Here is a 16,836-nt window from a genome sequence, read left to right on the forward strand (position 1 = left end):
ATGGCTAATATTATATTTATAGATAATTTTGATTCATTTTCTTATAACTTAGTAGATGAGTTTAGAGTTCTAGGAAATAATGTCGAAGTATTTAGAAATAACTTATATCTAGAAGTTCTTTTGGATAAAATTAATTCAACTGATAATCCTATAGTTGTGATATCGCCTGGTCCTGGTAATCCTGCAAGTGCAGGATGTATAGTTGATCTTATATCAGTTATTAAAGGTAAGGTACCAATTATAGGAATATGTTTAGGTCATCAAGCTATAGTTGAAGCTTATGGTGGTATAGTATCTCATGCTAACGAAATTGTTCATGGTAAAACTGCTAAAGTTAAATTTATAAAGCATGGTATTTTTGAGGGTTTGGAATCACCATTGAGTGTGGCTAGATATCATTCTTTAGTAGCTATTAAGGTACCAACTGGCCTAGAAACTGTGGCAGAAGTTAATGATTTGGTAATGGCTGTAGTAGATAATAAAAATAAGGTCTGTGGTTTACAATTTCATCCTGAATCAATAATGACTATACATGGTTCTAAACTCTTAGATAATATAGTTAGATGGGTACAGCAATGATTAGTTTAAGAGATATTGCCAAAAAATTATTTAATTCAGAAAATCTTAATTATGAAGAAAGTTATCAGCTTTTTGATTATTTTATTAAAGGTCAAATAGAGTTACCTTTACAAACTAGTATATTAATAGCTCTTAAACTAAAACAAGAAACTTCGATAGAAATAGCAGCCGCAGTAGAAGCTCTACTTGATAATACAAAAGAGTTCCCAAAAATAAATGGAGATTTAGCTGGAATAGTTGGTACTGGTGGAGATGGGTTTAATACTATTAATATTTCTACAACAGCTGCGATTGTTGCAGCGGCAGCTGGTTATAAGGTTGCTAAACATGGTGGTCGCAGTGTATCAAGTAAATCAGGTTCTTTTGATCTTTTAGAATCTTTTGGTGTCAATATTGAGTTATCACCGGAGCAAACAAAAGAATGTTTAGAACTATATAATCTTGGATTTTTATTTGCGCCATTTTATAGTGAGGGCTTTAGACACATAAAAGAGGCTAGAACTATCTTAAAAGCAAGGACTATTTTTAATATTTTAGGACCTTTGATAAACCCAGCTAGACCAAATAAGGTTGTGATAGGAGTTTACTCAAAAGATTTAATTTTGCCAATGGCAAAAACTCTAATTAATCTTGGGATAGATAGAGCAGTTGTAGTATACGGTAGTGGCTTAGATGAAGTAGCAATACATGATGATACTTATGTCGCTGAAATACAAAATAATCAGATAACGGAATATAAAGTTTCTCCTGTAGATTTTGGTATAGATACATATGCAATCAAAGATCTTGAAGGTGGATTACCAGAGCAAAATAGAGAGATTATAAAGCAAATACTTCAAGGTAAGGGTAAACAAGCGCATAATGCTGCGGTTGCTGTAAATGTAGCTATGCTTATGAAGCTTTATGATAAGGATGATTTAAAACAAAATACTCAAGAAGTATTAGAGCTTATAAAATCAGGCAAATGTTTTGATACATTACAACAAGTTATAAATTATGATAAATAAAATCAAAATAATAGGAATTTGTATATTAGGAGTATTAATGATGAGCTCCGGATATACATGTACAGTTTTTATTAAAAATAATGGCAAAAATAATTATGTTTTTGCTAAAAGTAGAGACGTAACTTTTAATAGATACGATTCAACATATTATTTCTTAAGGCAAGAAAATGTAGTTTTTCATGTACCAAAAAAAGGTTATAAATATATTTCTTTACAATATAGCCAATCTCAACCAGATCCAAATATTTTCTCTACAGGAACAAATGAAAAAAATTTGTCTATGAGTTATAACTATGATAGTTCACAGTTAGGAAGTACAGGCGACAATTTATCTGAATATACTCCTTCTATTATAAATATGGCTGATAAGTTTAATAGATATTTAATTAGTAACGCTGCTACATTAAATGATGTAAATAAAATAATTAAACAAGCTATTTATAATTTTAATAATAAAAGTACTGAACAAGAGCCTTTTGCTGTTCCTATGTTATTATCATTTGCGCAACATAATAAAAATAAAAAAGATATTTATGAGGTTGTAGAGATTGTAATATCAAACCCTAATACTGTAAAAAAAACATACTTTAAATCATTAAAAATAAGTGGTTATCAAGATTTTCAGGAAAATAAGAAGTGCATAAGTATTTTGAATAATATGTACGGTAAAGGATTTAATAAAGACATGGTAGGTATTTATAATAAAGTATTTATGTCTAATCAATTTATCTGTAGTTATATTGGAAGAACAAGCTTTAAAAATAATTATTCAAATTTGGCAAGTTATTACTTTGCAGATCAAGTTGCTAAATTGACAGCATATAATAACTTAAAACTCGATTATAAAATTAAAAAATCGAATGATTATCTAATTGAAACTAACTCTATAACCTCTCTAGATTTACAAAAACATACATATTTTGTTCCCCCAGAATCTATATCTCGTTATGACTCTTTAGATACTTTGCTCAAAAATTCAGAGCAAATATCAAAATTGGTTAATGATAAAAATGGATACTCTAGAGAGTTAGCTATTATGTTCTTAAATGATATATATAATCCAAGTAAATATGATTTAGATGGCTATACTATGTCATCTAATATGGCTGTTTCTAGAGAAAGTAGTAGAGCAAAATATGTTGTTAGTTTTATTAAAGATAATACCACAGGAAGAGAAGTTCCATATATATTTGTTGAAATTACTTCTCCAGCACAACCGTACAATAGAGCTACTATAAAACTAAATAAATGCTTTTGGGAAGAACATAAAAATAATGATATTATTATTGATAAAGATGAATTTTATTATAAATATCATAAGATGTATCAAAATTATAATGGACAATAACCATGAAAAAAATAATATATAGTTTATCGATATTATCTTGTAGTTTAGGTTTCTCAGCTGATAGTGATACTAAATATCAAAAAGCTGTATTTGCAGGTGGTTGCTTTTGGTGTTTAGAATCAGATTTTGAATATATGCAAAAACATCAAGATTTAAGCCATGATGGTATTATAAAGATTATTTCTGGTTATGATGGTGGTTTGCAAAAAGATCCTACTTACAAAACAGTATCTGCAGGTATTACAAACTACAAAGAATCAGTAGAGGTTGTATATGATCCTACTAAAATTAGTTATCAAGATTTAGTAGAATATTTTTATCGTCGTATAGATCCTACAGATTCTAAAGGACAGTTTTGTGATAAAGGCGAGCAGTATCAATCAGCTATATATTACAGCGATGATAAACAAAAACAGGTTGCTGAAGATGTTACTAAAAAATTAAAAGCAGAATTTAAAAAGCATAATCAACCTGTATATACCCAAATTTTACCATCTACACATTTTTATAAAGCCGAAAGTTATCATCAAGATTATCATCATAAAAACCCTAAAAGATATTGTTATTATCGTACAGGATGTGGTCGTGATGTAACAGTAAATAAAGTTTGGCAAAATATAGATTGGAAATATAGTAATATAACACCTTTTAATATACCATCTAGCTATGCTGAATGTTTAACAAGATAGTAAAATGAAAGTAGTAGGTGTAGCATCAAAAGTTTCTAATGATAGGGAAGATTTGCTTGAAGAAGCTTGGGAGCTTTTCTTTAATAGTGAGGTATTAGAGTATCTTAATGGTCAAAATATATCTCAGGATATAATATCTGTTTATTATGGCTATGAAGGCGATCATACGGCTCCATATACTCTTTTGATAGGTTATGAGGTGGCTGAGTCTTTTGAGGTACCAACAGGGTTAAATTCTGTGCAAATTGAGCTTAACCATCAAACGTACCGTGTTGAAGGCGAGCTACCTGATGCTATCATTGATAAATGGCAACAAATTTGGGCAGATAATTCTAAAAAGAGAGCTTATAAAGCAGATTTTGATAGATATAATCCTATTAAAGATTATGCTGAAGTTAATGTCGAATATTTAAAATAAATAAGCTTCAGATCAACAAAGTACAGAAAAATTCAACTTTTATTCTTTTTTCGTTTAAAATACTTCATAAAATTATATAAATAATAAGTATTATGGAAACTATATTAGCTAAGATAGTTGAAGCAAAAAGAAATTGGCTTTTTGCAAAAAAAAGATTATTTCCACTAGATGTATTCAAAAAAGAAGTTATCAAAACAGATAGAGATTTTTATCAGGCTTTAGAATCAGACAAAGCAGTATTTATTCTAGAGTGCAAAAAAGGATCTCCTTCTAAAGGAGTTATCCGTAAAAAATTTGATCTAAATGAAATAGCAGCAGTATATAAAAATTATGCAAATGTAATATCTGTACTTACAGATGAAGAATTTTTTATGGGTAGTTTTGCAAATCTAGAGATTGTTAGAAAGCAAGTGACTCAACCTATACTTTGTAAAGATTTTATTATAGATGAGTATCAAATATTATTAGCTAGATACTATCAAGCTGATGCAGTGTTACTGATGCTTTCGGTATTAAATGATAATGAGTATAAGAAACTAGCAAAAGTAGCTAATCGTCTTGGCATGGGTATCTTAACTGAAGTTAGTAATGAAGAAGAACTTCAAAGAGCTATCAAACTCAAAGCAAAAGTTATAGGTATTAACAATCGTAATCTAAGAGATCTTTCTATTGATCTAAATACTACGCGTCTTTTGGCTCCAAAAATACCTAAAGGAACAATTATTATTTCAGAATCAGGAATTTATAAAAATCAAGAAATCCGTGATTTAAGAAATTATGTTAATGGCTTTTTGATAGGTAGTTCTATTATGAGTGAACGCAATCTAGAACTTGCAGTTAGAAAGCTTGTATATGGTTTTAATAAGGTTTGTGGTCTTACCTCTGTAGAAAATGCGCAAAAAGCATATAATGCAGGAGCGGTGTATGGAGGATTTATATTTGTAGAGAAATCTCCTCGCTGTGTAGATTTTGCCATGGCAAAACAAATAACTAAAAAAGTTAGATTAAATTATGTAGGTGTATTTGCTAATGCTAGTATTGAAGATGTTGTAAATACTGCTTATGGTTTGAAACTTAGTGCAGTGCAGTTACATGGTGACGAAAATCAAGAATATATAGATGCACTAAAATCAAAACTACATAAAAACTGTCAGATATGGAAAGCTTATGGAATTGACAAAACTGTCCCAGAGTTTTTTGCTAATGTAGATTATCACTTATTGGATGCTCAAGTAGATGGTAAATCAGGTGGTACTGGTAAAGCTTTTGATTGGAGTCTTATTAAAGATAGGAAGAATATAATACTTGCTGGTGGTCTGAATCCTAAAAATATAGCAAAAGCAATAGAGCTAAGATGTTCTGCTTATGATATTAATTCTGGTGTAGAATCTGAGCCGGGACAAAAAGATCAGCAGAAATTAAAAGAAGTTTTTGAGGTTATAAGAGACTACTAGCATCTTATTTCACACTTTATTTTAACTTATAAGTATTAAAAGTAATTCATAGTTAGTGTATATAATTGCAACAATATTTAGCTACTGCTATTCTAAATAAAAATATCTAATATCACCCTAACTATGAATCAACCAGAAATTAAATATTTAAAAGACTACAAACCAAGTAATTATCTTATAAATGAAACACATCTAAAATTTGAACTTAATGAGTCAAAAACTAGAGTAACAGCAAATTTACATATAGTAGCTAATCCAGCAAATCGTGAAAATAACACACTGGTTTTAGATGGTAATAATCTAAAACTATTATCTATAAAAATAGATAATAAAGAGCTATCAAATACAGATTTTATAGTTAATGAAAACCAATTAATCATAGATGATGCTCCAGAAAAGTTTGTATTAGAAACAGTGGTAGAGATTAATCCTGAGGCTAATACTTCTTTGGAAGGTTTATACAAATCTGGAGAGGTGTTTTGCACCCAATGTGAGGCAACTGGATTTAGAAAAATTACTTACTATCTAGATAGACCAGATGTGATGTCTTCTTATACAGTCAAAATAATAGCAGACAAGCAAAAATATCCAGTAATTTTATCAAATGGCGATAAAGTTGAGTCTGGAGATATTTCAGATACTCAGCATTTTGCAGTATGGAAAGATCCATTTAAAAAACCTTGTTATCTATTTGCTCTAGTAGCAGGAGATTTAGCAAGTATCAAAGATACTTATATTACAAAATCTCAGCGTAAAATTAGTTTAGAAATATATTCTTTCAAACAAGATATCGATAAATGTCATTATGCAATGCAAGCTGTCAAAGACTCTATGAAATGGGATGAAGATAGGTTTGGTTTAGAATATGATTTAGATACTTTTATGATTGTAGCTGTGCCTGATTTTAATGCTGGTGCAATGGAAAATAAGGGTCTAAATATCTTTAATACCAAATATATTATGGCTAGTGATAAAACAGCTACAGATAAAGATTTTGAGTTGGTACAAAGTGTAGTGGGACATGAGTATTTTCATAATTGGACAGGCGATAGAGTTACTTGTAGAGACTGGTTCCAGCTTAGCTTAAAAGAAGGCTTGACTGTATTTAGAGATCAAGAATTTACTTCTGATTTAAACTCTAGAGATGTTAAAAGAATTGATGATGTACGTATTATTAGAAGTGCTCAATTTGCTGAAGATGCTAGTCCGATGTCTCACCCTATCCGCCCAGAGTCGTACATTGAGATGAATAATTTCTACACTGTAACGGTTTATCATAAAGGAGCTGAGATAATTCGTATGATTCATACCCTATTAGGTGAACAAGGCTTCCAAAAAGGTATGAAACTATACTTTGAAAGACATGATGGACAAGCTGTTACTTGTGATGATTTTGTAAATGCTATGGCAGATGCTAATAATCGTGATTTTAGCTTATTTAAAAGATGGTATGCTCAATCAGGTACACCAAGCATTAAAGTTACAGAAAACTACGATGCAGAAAATCAAATTTATAGTCTAACACTAGAGCAAACTACTCCGCCAACATCAGATCAAAAAGAAAAACAAGCTCTTCATATACCAGTTAGTATGGGGCTTATCACTCCAGAAGGTGAAAATATCGCCGAGCAAGTTATTGAGCTAACAGAGCAAAAGCAAACCTATACTTTTGAGAATATTACTGCAAAGCCAGTAGCTTCTTTATTTAGAGATTTTTCGGCACCTGTGAAGGTTGAGCATGAGCGTGCTGAATCAGAGCTATTACATATCGTTAGGTATGATAATAATGCTTTTAATCGTTGGGACTCTTTACAGCAATTAGCTACTAAAATGATATTAAACAATGCTGATGTAGATACGGAGTTTTTAAATGCTTTTAAATCAATTTTACATGATAAAGATTTAGATAAAGCCTTAATTAGTGATGCTCTAATGATACCAACAGAGTCTACAATTGCTGAGGCAATGCCGACAATTATGGTTGATGATATTGTCAACTCTCGCAAAAAAGTTATGAATCAGCTAGCAGATAAGCTAAAAGATGATTGGTTGGCCGTATATCAACAATGTAATGATAATAAGCTATATAGCCTATCAGCTGAGCAAATTGCTAAAAGAAAACTAAAAGGTGTCTGCTTGAGTTATCTGATGAATGCTAGTGATCAAAGTCAAGGTACAAAGCTAGCACAACAACTATTTGATAATGCTGATAATATGACAGATCAGCAAACTGCATTTTCAGCATTGTTAAAGTCTAATGATAAGCAAATTCGTGATAATGCTATCAATGAGTTCTATAACCATTGGAAGCATGAGGATTTAGTTGTAAATAAATGGCTAGTATCCCAAGCTCAAATATCTGATGGGTCAGCTTTAGATATAGTTAAAGGCTTAGTTAATCATCCTGCATATAATGCAAAAAACCCTAACAAAGTTTATTCGCTAATTGGTGGCTTTGGAGCTAATTTCTCACAATATCATCGTAAAGATGGTTTAGGATATGCTTTTATGGCTGATACTGTGCTAGAGCTTGATAAATTTAATCATCAAGTTGCGGCAAGAATGGCTCGTAATCTGATGAGCTGGAAGCGCTATGATTCTGATAGACAAGCTATGATGAAAGACGCTCTTGAGAAAATCAAAGCTTCTAATCCTAGTAAAAATGTCTTTGAAATCGTTAGTAAGAGCTTAGAGTTGTAGTTTTCTTTATATTTATCTAAGTATTTCAGATCTATAATAATTATTACCGTGTATTTTATAGAGCTATAATCGATAAAGCCTTATAATAACTTACTCATAAAAAATATAGAAATCAATATGTCAGTAGTTGTTATAGGAAGTGCTAACAGGGATTTAGTTGTAAAAGTTGACCAACTTGCACAAAAAGGTCAAACGATAATAAGTCAAAATTATGAAGAGTTTTGTGGTGGTAAAGGAGCTAATCAAGCTGTAGCTGCAAGAAGGCTTGGAGAAAATGTAACTTTTATCACAAATCTTGGTAAAGATAGTTTTGGTGATAGGCTTTTAGAGTTTTATAAAAAAGAAGGTTTAGACAGTTCAACTATTAATCAAGATTCTGGTAGTAATACAGGTTTAGCTTTTATTTGTGTTGATAACCAAGGTCAAAATATTATTAATGTAGTAATGGGTGCTAATGCCAAGTTAGATCAGCAAATTTTGGATAAACATAACCAAAAAATCCAACAAGCAAAAATCATATTAACCCAACTAGAAATTCCTTTGGAAACTATTGAGTATTTAGCAGACAAGATCTCTGATAAACAAACTTTTATATTAAACCCTGCCCCAGCTAGAGAGCTACCTCAAGAGCTACTCAAAAAGGTAGATATTTTAACGCCAAATGAGACTGAGGCATCTATTTTGTCAGGTATAGAGGTCAAAGACGTAAATACAGCTAAGCAGGCAGCAAAAGAGCTGCATAATAAGGGTGTATATACAGTTATAATAACTTTGGGCGAACAAGGCGCTTTATTATCAAAAAATAATGGCCAAGAACAAAAATTATTTGCTACCAAAAAAGTAGATGTGGTAGACACTACAGCTGCAGGAGATACTTTTAATGGTGTTTTGGCATTTTGTCTAGACAAAGGATTATCTATAGAACAATCAATCGAGATAGCTAATACAGCAGCAGCTCTAGCAGTAACTATAGAGGGAGCAGAAGATTCAGCACCTACTTTAGAGAAATTGAATACTTATTTAGAACAAAAAATATAATATATGGAGATTTAAAATGGTTGTACTACACTCGTACGGTGTTGCGGTATTTTTTTGCATAATTACGATGCTATGTTGGGGTTCTTGGGCAAATACACAAAAGCTCTCGACAAAAGAGTGGCCTTTTCAACAGTATTATTGGGATTATGCTTTAGGGATTTTGATAGTATCTTTTGTCTTAGCTATAACTATGGGAAGTTTTGGTACAGAAGGTAGATCATTCTTTAGTGATATTTCTCAAGCGTCATCTGAGAGTTTTATTTATGCTTTTATGGGCGGTGTGGTTTTTAACTTAGCTAATATACTACTTGTAGCTGCTATTGATATTGCGGGGATGTCTGTAGCTTTTCCTTTAGCTATTGGTTTGGCTTTAGTCATAGGTGTGATTACAAACTATATAGCAACACCTTTAGGTCAGCCTGTAGTCTTGTTTTTAGGAGTTTTGAGCGTACTTGCAGCAATTATTATTGATGCTGTCATATATAAGCGTATTTCTGATAATAAAAGCAAAAATATGCTTAAAGGATTTATAGTTTCTATTATTTCAGGTATTTTAATGGGCTTTTTCTATCCATTGGTTATTAAATCAATCTCAAATGATTTTGTAACTCCTCAAGCTGGCTTAATGACACCATATACAGCAAGTTTTATATTTGCTGTAGGGATATTTGTATCTAACTTTGTAATCAATGGTTGGATGATTAAATTTCCTATTTCAGGCAAGAAACTTAAGTTTAAAGACTATTTCTCTCAAGGTACGCCATGGTTGCATACTATTGGTATATTAGGAGGTGTGATTTGGGGGATTGGATCTTGTCTTAACTTTATAGCTTCTGGTATTGCTGGACCTTCTATCTCGTATGGTTTGGGTCAAGGTGCAACAATGATAGCGGCATTCTGGGGTGTATTTATTTGGAAAGAATTTGCCAAAGCACCAAAAGGCACAAATAAGTTGATAGTACTAATGTTTATAACTTATATTTTGGGATTAACACTTATTGTTTTTGCGAGAAATATTTAGTTTTATAATTATTTGAATGCTTTTAATAAAAGCGTAGTGGTTGTTTTAATAAAGTCATTTTCTTCTAATATATCTTTATCTAACTCATAAGAGCGTATAAATGGAGTTAATGTTGCAGATGATATAAATAGAAGGACATATTTAGCAGAAAAATCTTTGGATAGTTGTCCATTATTTTGAAAATCTTTTATTTTTTCTTCAAGTTGATCAAATGATGCGAATTTTTGTTGATTTTTGATACCTGATAAAGAAGAGTTTTTTTCTAAGCGCTGCCAGTCTAACATTTTTAGTATATCAGGATTTTTTGTATGAATATTAAACCTTGCTTTGACTAGCTTTTTTAAGAACTCTTCAAATGTATCTTCCTTTATACAGTCTTTGATATCAGAAAATGTTTCAGAATTTATTAAAGATTCTTTAACAGCTTTCCATAAGTCAGTCTTATTAGAAAAATAATGATATATAAGAGAGCTTTGTACATTAGCTTTTTTAGCAATATCTCTAATAGATGTGCCATTAAAACCATTTTCAAGAAATAACACTTTTGCAGATTTAATAATTTTTTTAGCAGTTTTATGAGTTTTAGATTCCATTAATTTTAAGAGTTTCATAAGTTTTTAGAAATTATAGCAGATAGTATGTTTTAAATTCTATTGAACGATCGATCATTAGGTGATAATATTATTGATCAAGTGTTCAATAATTTAAGAAAAGAGACTCTTCCTATGATTTTAGTCAGAAAAAAACCTTTAGGTGTTGTAATGCTAACAATTTTTACAATAGCTTTAGGTTGTGGTTATTTCTTTGGTGCGATGATGTTTACACCTTCTCTTCCAGCAATTACAGATTATTTTGATACAAGTTCATCATTATCTAGAATGACAGTTTCAAGTTTTTTTGTAACAATGGCTATATCTCAGCTTATCTATGGACCAGCATCAGATAAATACGGTAGGAAACCTTTAATCTTAATAGGATCTATAATCTTTGCTTTAGGTTCAATATTATGTATTCTATCTCATTCTATTATATTTCTAATTTTTAGTAGAGCTATACAGGGTCTCGGTGCAGGAGCTTTAATCACTTTGGCTAGAACACTGGTTCAGGACTCTTTTAGAAAAGAACACTTTTTAAAAGCAGTATCTTGGATGAGTATATTTTTTGCCGTAGCCCCAGCTATTTCTCCAGTTATTGGAGGTTTTTTACAGTTTCATTTTGGTTGGCAGAGCAATTTTATTTTTATGTTTATTTTTGCAGTTAGTTTATTTATTGCTGTACTTTTTTTATTACCAGAAACTAATAAAGATAAAAATCCTAAAGCAATGAATATTAGTCATTTAGTCAATAACTATCTAATTGTTGCAAAAAATAAGAAATTTTGGATTTATCTACTTTTTATTATTACTGGTTTATCAGGAGGAATTTCGTTTGATGTAATAGGATCATTTATATTAATCAAGGATTATCATTTAACATCAGTAGCTTTTGGTATGATCTCAACACTTTTATTAATGATGATAATTGTTTCACGTTTTTTGACATCAATGATATTGCTTAAGTATATGGATAAAAATAGGGTTATACTGTTTGGATTATTTCTCATGTTCTTATCATCTAATATATTGATAATTTTAGATTTATTAAATCTATTAGGACTATTTGATCTTTTATTTATTCTTGCTATTTTTTTCTTAGCTTGTGGAATAGTAATACCAATTTCAGCAGCAAATCTTTTGAGTTTATTTGATAATATGAAAGGAGTAGCTAGTGCTTTTTATGGATCTATGCAAATGTGTGGGATTTTCTTGATAAGTATTATTGCATCAAGTATGAATCCATCGATTGGTTTTATGCTAAGTATTATAAGTGTATTATCAGTTATTAGTTTTATCATGGGACTTAGGATTTTTTATAAAAGAAATAATCTATTTAAAATTAGGAGTAATAGTATTCAATCAGCGTAATATACAATATGTTTTATATATCAAAATAATCATTGATTTGTTGTAATTGGCTTTTACTAAGAAAATTTATCCAAAAATTAGTTGTTTGGCAGTGGGTAGAACGAGTTAGGGGGATTCTTATGTTTATTATTGCGATTAGTTGTACTCGAATGCTAATTAGTTTCTAATCAACTCTATTAGATTTCTAAATTTATAGTTTCACCAATTTTTAAAATCAAAGCATTATCATCGCCATATTTTTGATTTATAGCTGCTTGTTTGAATCTTTTAGGTGGCTCAAAAAAAGGCTCTGGTGTAAGTCTGATAGTTCCCCAGTGCATGCCTATGGTTTTGGTCGCTTTGATATCTTTGGCTATTTGAATTGCTTCTTCCGGAGTAGCATGTACAGAACACATAAAATCACGAGGTTCATATGCTCCTATACCTATCAAAGCTAGATCAAAATACTTTTCTTTTTTACCAATTTCTTTAAATACATCGCCATAAGCAGTATCACCTGAGAACCATATTTTCTTGTATTTATCTTTGATTGAGAAACTGGCCCATAGAGTTTTATTTCTATCAAATAAACCCCTCCCAGAAAAATGAACGCATGGTAAACAGCCTATAGTAATATTATTTATATTAATCTCTTGCCACCAGTTCATTTCTGTTACATTTTTAAACCCTCTTTTGATAAAGAAACTACTAAGCCCTAGTGGTACTATTACTTTGATATTTTCTTTATTTGGAAAGTTCTTTATAACTTTTGAGTCTAAATGATCATAATGATTATGACTAATAATAAGCATATCAATTTTTGGAAGCTCACTTAAATCTAAAGGAGAAAATATTTCTCGTTTTGGTCCTAAAAATCCAGGCCCAGCATTTTTACTTAAAAAAGGATCTGTAACAATAAAATATTCATTAAGCTTAATCAAAAAAGCAGCATGCCCTAACCAAGTAATACTATAATCATTTGATTTATCTAACAGCTCTAAAGCTTGTTGTTTTTCTAAAACATGGTCTTTAGGAAAACTTTCTTTATGCTTTTTAAACATAGAAGAAAAAATAAATCTTAAAAAATCTCTACTTCCTCCTTTGCGCATGGGGCTACCTGGGGGATTAGAAAAACTATTTTTAGTAGAATTATTAATAGAGATAACTTTTACCGTAATGTATATTTGGTTGTATAGATTTATTTTACATTACAAAGAATAATGAAAACTATAAACTTTGAAAAATTATATACTGATTTTACAAGTATTTTTGATTTATGTAGATACACAAATGAATCTCTAGAAGAAGAGATTATTAGAAGAGTCAAAGAAGATAATATCACTGAGGGCATGTTTCTGTTTAGGTTTAGACTAGTAATATTTAAGTTTGAAGTAGCTAATAATTCAGTCGAATATATTGGATATGAAAAATAAAGAAGAATATAAAATTTAGCTATTTTTATTTAGAATAAGAGAACCTACTAAAGATAATACTGCTGTAATAATAGCAATAAAAGCAGGTACATAAAGTGAGTGGTACTCTAGAATAAGAGATTGTGTTATAAGAGGCATAAATCCAACAAAAACAGCAGAACCTAAACCATAACCAATTCCCATACCAACTAATCTTACTTTGACAGGTAGTGCATTAATACATCTAAATTGAGCAATCATAATATAAGCACTAAATAAAATACTATAGACTAAATACGCAACCATATAATGTGAGCTATGAATAAAAGCATAGCATAACCAGATAGATAATATTGAAGAGAAAAGTAAGAACCAATTATCCAATTTTGGAATGCGATCTTTCTTTATTAGTAATGCTGATAGTAAGCCAAATAAACACATCATCAGTAAGCCTATAATGCTAATCTTGAGCATACTGTTAGAGCTATAACTAGATAGATTTGTTAAATAGCTTGGTAAAGCATAATAGAACAATGTAATACAAGACATAACATTAGCAGTCATCAAAAAACAACCTAATAACGGCATTTTGTAATGTTTGAATAGCTCAATAATTGGATTTTTTGTCAGTTGATTAGTTTGTAATAATTGGGTAAAAAGAGGACTTTCATGTAGCTCTTTTCTTATATAGAAAGTAACAATTCCTAGTGTGGAACCAAGTATAAAAGCAATTCTCCATGCATAGTTTTCAGGGAAAATAAAATTAAGTATTATCGTTAGTAGCTTAGCAAGCATTACACCTATAGCTGCAGAGATCATTATTGCTGCGATAGGATATATTTTGTCAGTAATGATAGTTTCGTTTAGGTATGTAAATGCACTATTGACCTCTCCACCAGCAGAAAGACCTTGCATAATACGAAAAGTAAGTAATAGTAAACCAGCATATATTCCTATGACTGAAGCATCAGGAATAAGACCAATACCTAATGTGCCAATTGTCATCAAAAGTACAGCAGCTACCAATACTTTTTTGCGTCCAACTCTATCACCAATTTGTCCAAAAATAATACCGCCAATAGGTCTTGTAACAAAACCTAAAGCAAATATTAAAAGTATGATAATTTGGGAGTTAGAACTATGAAGTAAATGAGCTCCAATCACTTCAGAAAAGCTCAGATATATTATAAAATCAAAATATTCTAGAACCATGCCTAAAGAACAAAGAAAAATAGTTTTTAGTTGTAAGTCTTTCATTTTTTATCTCTAATTTCAAAGTTTTAAAAAAGGAACCTAATATGCAATAATTAGATCAAATTGTTCGTAAGATAATATCATGAAAATAACTAAACTATAGTGAATATGGTTTTGTAAAAAACAAAAAAATAAGTCATTTTTGCTTTATAAAAGAAACTATTTTAATCATCTGCTATAATCTGTTTATCTAAAATTTTCAAAAATAATTTGCATGGCTGAAAAATATATATACTCAATGCATAGGGTCGGCAAAGTTGTGCCACCTAACAAATATATCCTTAAAGATATTTCACTATCATTCTTTGATGGCGCAAAGATTGGTGTATTAGGTCTTAATGGTTCTGGTAAATCAACACTACTTAGAATTATGGCTGGTCTTGATACTGAGATTGTTGGTGAAGCAGCTCCACGTAAAGGTGTCAAAATTGGTTATCTACCACAAGAACCGAAGCTTGATGAAACAAAAGATGTAAGAGGTAATGTTGAAGAAGCATTAAGTCATTTAAAAGATATGATTACTAGGTTTGATGAAATTAGTATGAAGTTTTGTGAGCCAATGTCAGATGATGAAATGGCTAAACTTCTAGAAGAGCAAGGTAATTTACAAAATGCTATAGATGCCGCTGGAGCTTGGGAGATTGATCGTAAGCTAGAGGTTGCTGCAGAAGCTCTTCGCCTTCCACCTTGGGATGCTGATGTTACTAAGCTATCTGGTGGTGAAGCTCGTCGTGTTGCTTTATGTAAACTTCTATTATCTGCTCCTGATATCCTACTTCTAGATGAGCCTACTAACCATTTAGATGCTGAATCTGTAGCATGGTTAGAGAAATTCTTGGCAGAATATAAAGGTACAGTTGTAGCTATTACTCATGATAGATATTTCTTAGATAATGTTGCTGAGTGGATTCTTGAGCTTGATAGAGGAGAAGGTATACCATTTAAAGGTAACTATTCACAATGGCTTGAGCAAAAGCAAAAACGTCTAGAGATGGAAGAGAAACGTGAATCTTCACATCAAAAAGCGCTTAAAGAAGAGTTAGAGTGGGTACGTCAAAATGCCAAAGGTCGCCAAGCTAAATCAAAAGCTAGATTAGCAAAATTCGATGAGTTAAGCTCACAAGAGTTCCAAAAGCGTAATGAAACTCAAGAGCTATATATTCCACCTGGAGAAAGACTAGGTAACAATGTCATCAAAGTCAAAGATCTTGTTAAATCATTTGATGATAAGCTTCTTGTAGATGGTCTTGAAATGGATGTGTATCCAGGTTCGATTGTTGGTATTATTGGAGCCAATGGTGCTGGTAAATCTACATTCTTTAAGATGCTAACTGGTAAAGAAACTCCTGATTCTGGTGAGATAAATATCGGTGAAACTGTAAATTTAGCTTATGTAGATCAGTCTCGTGATGCTCTAGATGATAACAAAACTGTTTGGGAAGAAATTGCAGATGGTCTAGATGTAATTACAGTTGGTAAATTCACTATTCCATCACGCCAATATGTAGGTAGATTTAACTTCAAAGGTGCAGATCAGCAGAAATATATTTCTCAGCTATCAGGTGGAGAGAGAAACCGTGTCCATCTTGCGAAGCTACTTAGAAGTGGTGGCAATGTTATTCTACTAGATGAACCGACAAATGATCTTGATGTCGAGACTTTAAGAGCACTTGAGGAAGCTATACTAGCCTTCCCGGGTTGTATTATGGTTATCTCGCATGATAGATGGTTCCTAAACCGTATTGCGACTCATATGCTTGCTTTTGAGGGTAATAGTGAAGTAGTTTGGTTTGAAGGTAACTACGATGCTTATATCGAAGACAAAAAACGCCGTCTTGGCGATAAATATGATGCTATTACTAAGATTAAATATAAACGAATTTCGGTTGATTAATATTTATCTAATCAGCTATTTATCTAAATGATATTAAAGTAAAATCTTAATTATTTTTCTTTAATAAATAGCTTCGCTG

The 16,836-nt window shown here is 30.9% G+C and carries 15 protein-coding genes; 12 read left to right on the top strand and 3 right to left on the bottom strand.

What is annotated here, in order from left to right; all coding sequences use genetic code 11:
- The 9 genes from F0R75_RS08880 to F0R75_RS08920 all read left to right on the top strand — a co-directional run bounded on the left by F0R75_RS08880 (window position 1) and on the right by F0R75_RS08920 (window position 10,254).
- Window positions 1-579 (top strand): aminodeoxychorismate/anthranilate synthase component II, encoded by a 579-nt coding sequence (locus F0R75_RS08880; RefSeq protein ID WP_149377288.1) that lies wholly within the window; start codon window positions 1-3, stop codon window positions 577-579.
- Window positions 576-1,586, top strand: coding sequence for an anthranilate phosphoribosyltransferase (gene trpD / locus F0R75_RS08885; RefSeq protein WP_187985983.1), 1,011 nt, complete (start codon window positions 576-578; stop codon window positions 1,584-1,586). The genes F0R75_RS08880 and trpD overlap by 4 nt, the downstream gene beginning before the upstream one ends.
- Entirely contained in the window at window positions 1,576-2,934 is a 1,359-nt protein-coding gene (locus F0R75_RS08890) for a hypothetical protein (RefSeq protein ID WP_149368981.1), read from the top strand. Before trpD ends, F0R75_RS08890 begins: the two co-directional genes overlap by 11 nt.
- A 2-nt stretch (window positions 2,935-2,936) precedes the next feature.
- A complete protein-coding gene (msrA, locus tag F0R75_RS08895; RefSeq protein ID WP_149368980.1) occupies window positions 2,937-3,623 on the top strand; it encodes a peptide-methionine (S)-S-oxide reductase MsrA in 687 nt (228 codons plus the stop codon).
- A gap of 4 nt (window positions 3,624-3,627) precedes the next feature.
- The gene (locus tag F0R75_RS08900) at window positions 3,628-4,041 is read left to right on the top strand and encodes a GyrI-like domain-containing protein (RefSeq protein ID WP_012280261.1); all 414 of its coding nucleotides are present in this window, start codon (window positions 3,628-3,630) and stop codon (window positions 4,039-4,041) included.
- 92 nt (window positions 4,042-4,133) lie between these two features.
- Window positions 4,134-5,495, top strand: a complete 1,362-nt coding sequence (gene trpCF / locus F0R75_RS08905) for a bifunctional indole-3-glycerol-phosphate synthase TrpC/phosphoribosylanthranilate isomerase TrpF (protein WP_149368979.1) — start codon at window positions 4,134-4,136, stop codon at window positions 5,493-5,495.
- A gap of 123 nt (window positions 5,496-5,618) precedes the next feature.
- Entirely contained in the window at window positions 5,619-8,195 is a 2,577-nt protein-coding gene (gene pepN, locus F0R75_RS08910) for an aminopeptidase N (protein ID WP_149368978.1), read from the top strand.
- A 117-nt stretch (window positions 8,196-8,312) separates the two neighbouring features.
- The gene (gene rbsK / locus F0R75_RS08915) at window positions 8,313-9,233 is read left to right on the top strand and encodes a ribokinase (protein ID WP_149368977.1); all 921 of its coding nucleotides are present in this window, start codon (window positions 8,313-8,315) and stop codon (window positions 9,231-9,233) included.
- Window positions 9,234-9,249: 16 nt separating this feature from the next.
- Window positions 9,250-10,254: a GRP family sugar transporter gene (locus F0R75_RS08920; protein WP_149368976.1), complete on the top strand. Its 1,005-nt coding sequence runs from the start codon at window positions 9,250-9,252 to the stop codon at window positions 10,252-10,254.
- 8 nt (window positions 10,255-10,262) lie between these two features.
- On the opposite strand, the gene F0R75_RS08925 is transcribed toward F0R75_RS08920, so the two are convergent.
- Window positions 10,263-10,865 (bottom strand): TetR/AcrR family transcriptional regulator, encoded by a 603-nt coding sequence (locus F0R75_RS08925; protein WP_080775371.1) that lies wholly within the window; start codon window positions 10,863-10,865, stop codon window positions 10,263-10,265.
- 114 nt (window positions 10,866-10,979) lie between these two features.
- Between F0R75_RS08925 and F0R75_RS08930 the strand changes: the two genes are divergently transcribed.
- Window positions 10,980-12,218 carry a multidrug effflux MFS transporter gene (locus F0R75_RS08930; protein ID WP_149368974.1) on the top strand — a complete coding sequence of 413 codons (1,239 nt, stop codon included), beginning with the start codon at window positions 10,980-10,982 and terminating at the stop codon, window positions 12,216-12,218.
- A 176-nt stretch (window positions 12,219-12,394) separates the two neighbouring features.
- On the opposite strand, the gene F0R75_RS08940 is transcribed toward F0R75_RS08930, so the two are convergent.
- Entirely contained in the window at window positions 12,395-13,306 is a 912-nt protein-coding gene (locus F0R75_RS08940) for an MBL fold metallo-hydrolase (protein ID WP_149368973.1), read from the bottom strand.
- A 111-nt stretch (window positions 13,307-13,417) separates the two neighbouring features.
- Between F0R75_RS08940 and F0R75_RS08945 the strand changes: the two genes are divergently transcribed.
- Window positions 13,418-13,630: a hypothetical protein gene (locus tag F0R75_RS08945; protein ID WP_149368972.1), complete on the top strand. Its 213-nt coding sequence runs from the start codon at window positions 13,418-13,420 to the stop codon at window positions 13,628-13,630.
- Between the two features lie 15 nt (window positions 13,631-13,645).
- Here F0R75_RS08945 and F0R75_RS08950 read toward each other — a convergent pair whose 3' ends face one another.
- Complete coding sequence (locus F0R75_RS08950; RefSeq protein ID WP_149368971.1) at window positions 13,646-14,866, bottom strand: MFS transporter; 1,221 nt, start codon at window positions 14,864-14,866, stop codon at window positions 13,646-13,648.
- 211 nt (window positions 14,867-15,077) lie between these two features.
- Here F0R75_RS08950 and ettA point away from each other — a divergent pair, with 211 nt between their 5' ends.
- Entirely contained in the window at window positions 15,078-16,757 is a 1,680-nt protein-coding gene (gene ettA, locus F0R75_RS08955) for an energy-dependent translational throttle protein EttA (protein ID WP_149368970.1), read from the top strand.
- Window positions 16,758-16,836 lie beyond the last annotated feature (79 nt).

It is taken from the genome of Francisella marina, from assembly GCF_008369785.1.
Lineage (GTDB): Bacteria > Pseudomonadota > Gammaproteobacteria > Francisellales > Francisellaceae > Francisella > Francisella salimarina.

Bases quoted from the DNA above. Each gene is read 5' to 3' on its own strand.
- F0R75_RS08925 (WP_080775371.1), bottom strand. From the start codon at position 10,865: ATGAAACTCTTAAAATTAATGGAATCTAAAACTCATAAAACTGCTAAA.
- F0R75_RS08900 (WP_012280261.1), top strand. From the start codon at position 3,628: ATGAAAGTAGTAGGTGTAGCATCAAAAGTTTCTAATGATAGGGAAGAT.
- F0R75_RS08950 (WP_149368971.1), bottom strand. From the start codon at position 14,866: ATGAAAGACTTACAACTAAAAACTATTTTTCTTTGTTCTTTAGGCATG.
- F0R75_RS08880 (WP_149377288.1), top strand. From the start codon at position 1: ATGGCTAATATTATATTTATAGATAATTTTGATTCATTTTCTTATAAC.
- trpCF (WP_149368979.1), top strand. From the start codon at position 4,134: ATGGAAACTATATTAGCTAAGATAGTTGAAGCAAAAAGAAATTGGCTT.
- F0R75_RS08930 (WP_149368974.1), top strand. From the start codon at position 10,980: ATGATTTTAGTCAGAAAAAAACCTTTAGGTGTTGTAATGCTAACAATT.
- F0R75_RS08945 (WP_149368972.1), top strand. From the start codon at position 13,418: ATGAAAACTATAAACTTTGAAAAATTATATACTGATTTTACAAGTATT.
- msrA (WP_149368980.1), top strand. From the start codon at position 2,937: ATGAAAAAAATAATATATAGTTTATCGATATTATCTTGTAGTTTAGGT.
- F0R75_RS08920 (WP_149368976.1), top strand. From the start codon at position 9,250: ATGGTTGTACTACACTCGTACGGTGTTGCGGTATTTTTTTGCATAATT.
- trpD (WP_187985983.1), top strand. From the start codon at position 576: ATGATTAGTTTAAGAGATATTGCCAAAAAATTATTTAATTCAGAAAAT.
- pepN (WP_149368978.1), top strand. From the start codon at position 5,619: ATGAATCAACCAGAAATTAAATATTTAAAAGACTACAAACCAAGTAAT.
- F0R75_RS08940 (WP_149368973.1), bottom strand. From the start codon at position 13,306: ATGCGCAAAGGAGGAAGTAGAGATTTTTTAAGATTTATTTTTTCTTCT.
- F0R75_RS08890 (WP_149368981.1), top strand. From the start codon at position 1,576: ATGATAAATAAAATCAAAATAATAGGAATTTGTATATTAGGAGTATTA.
- ettA (WP_149368970.1), top strand. From the start codon at position 15,078: ATGGCTGAAAAATATATATACTCAATGCATAGGGTCGGCAAAGTTGTG.
- rbsK (WP_149368977.1), top strand. From the start codon at position 8,313: ATGTCAGTAGTTGTTATAGGAAGTGCTAACAGGGATTTAGTTGTAAAA.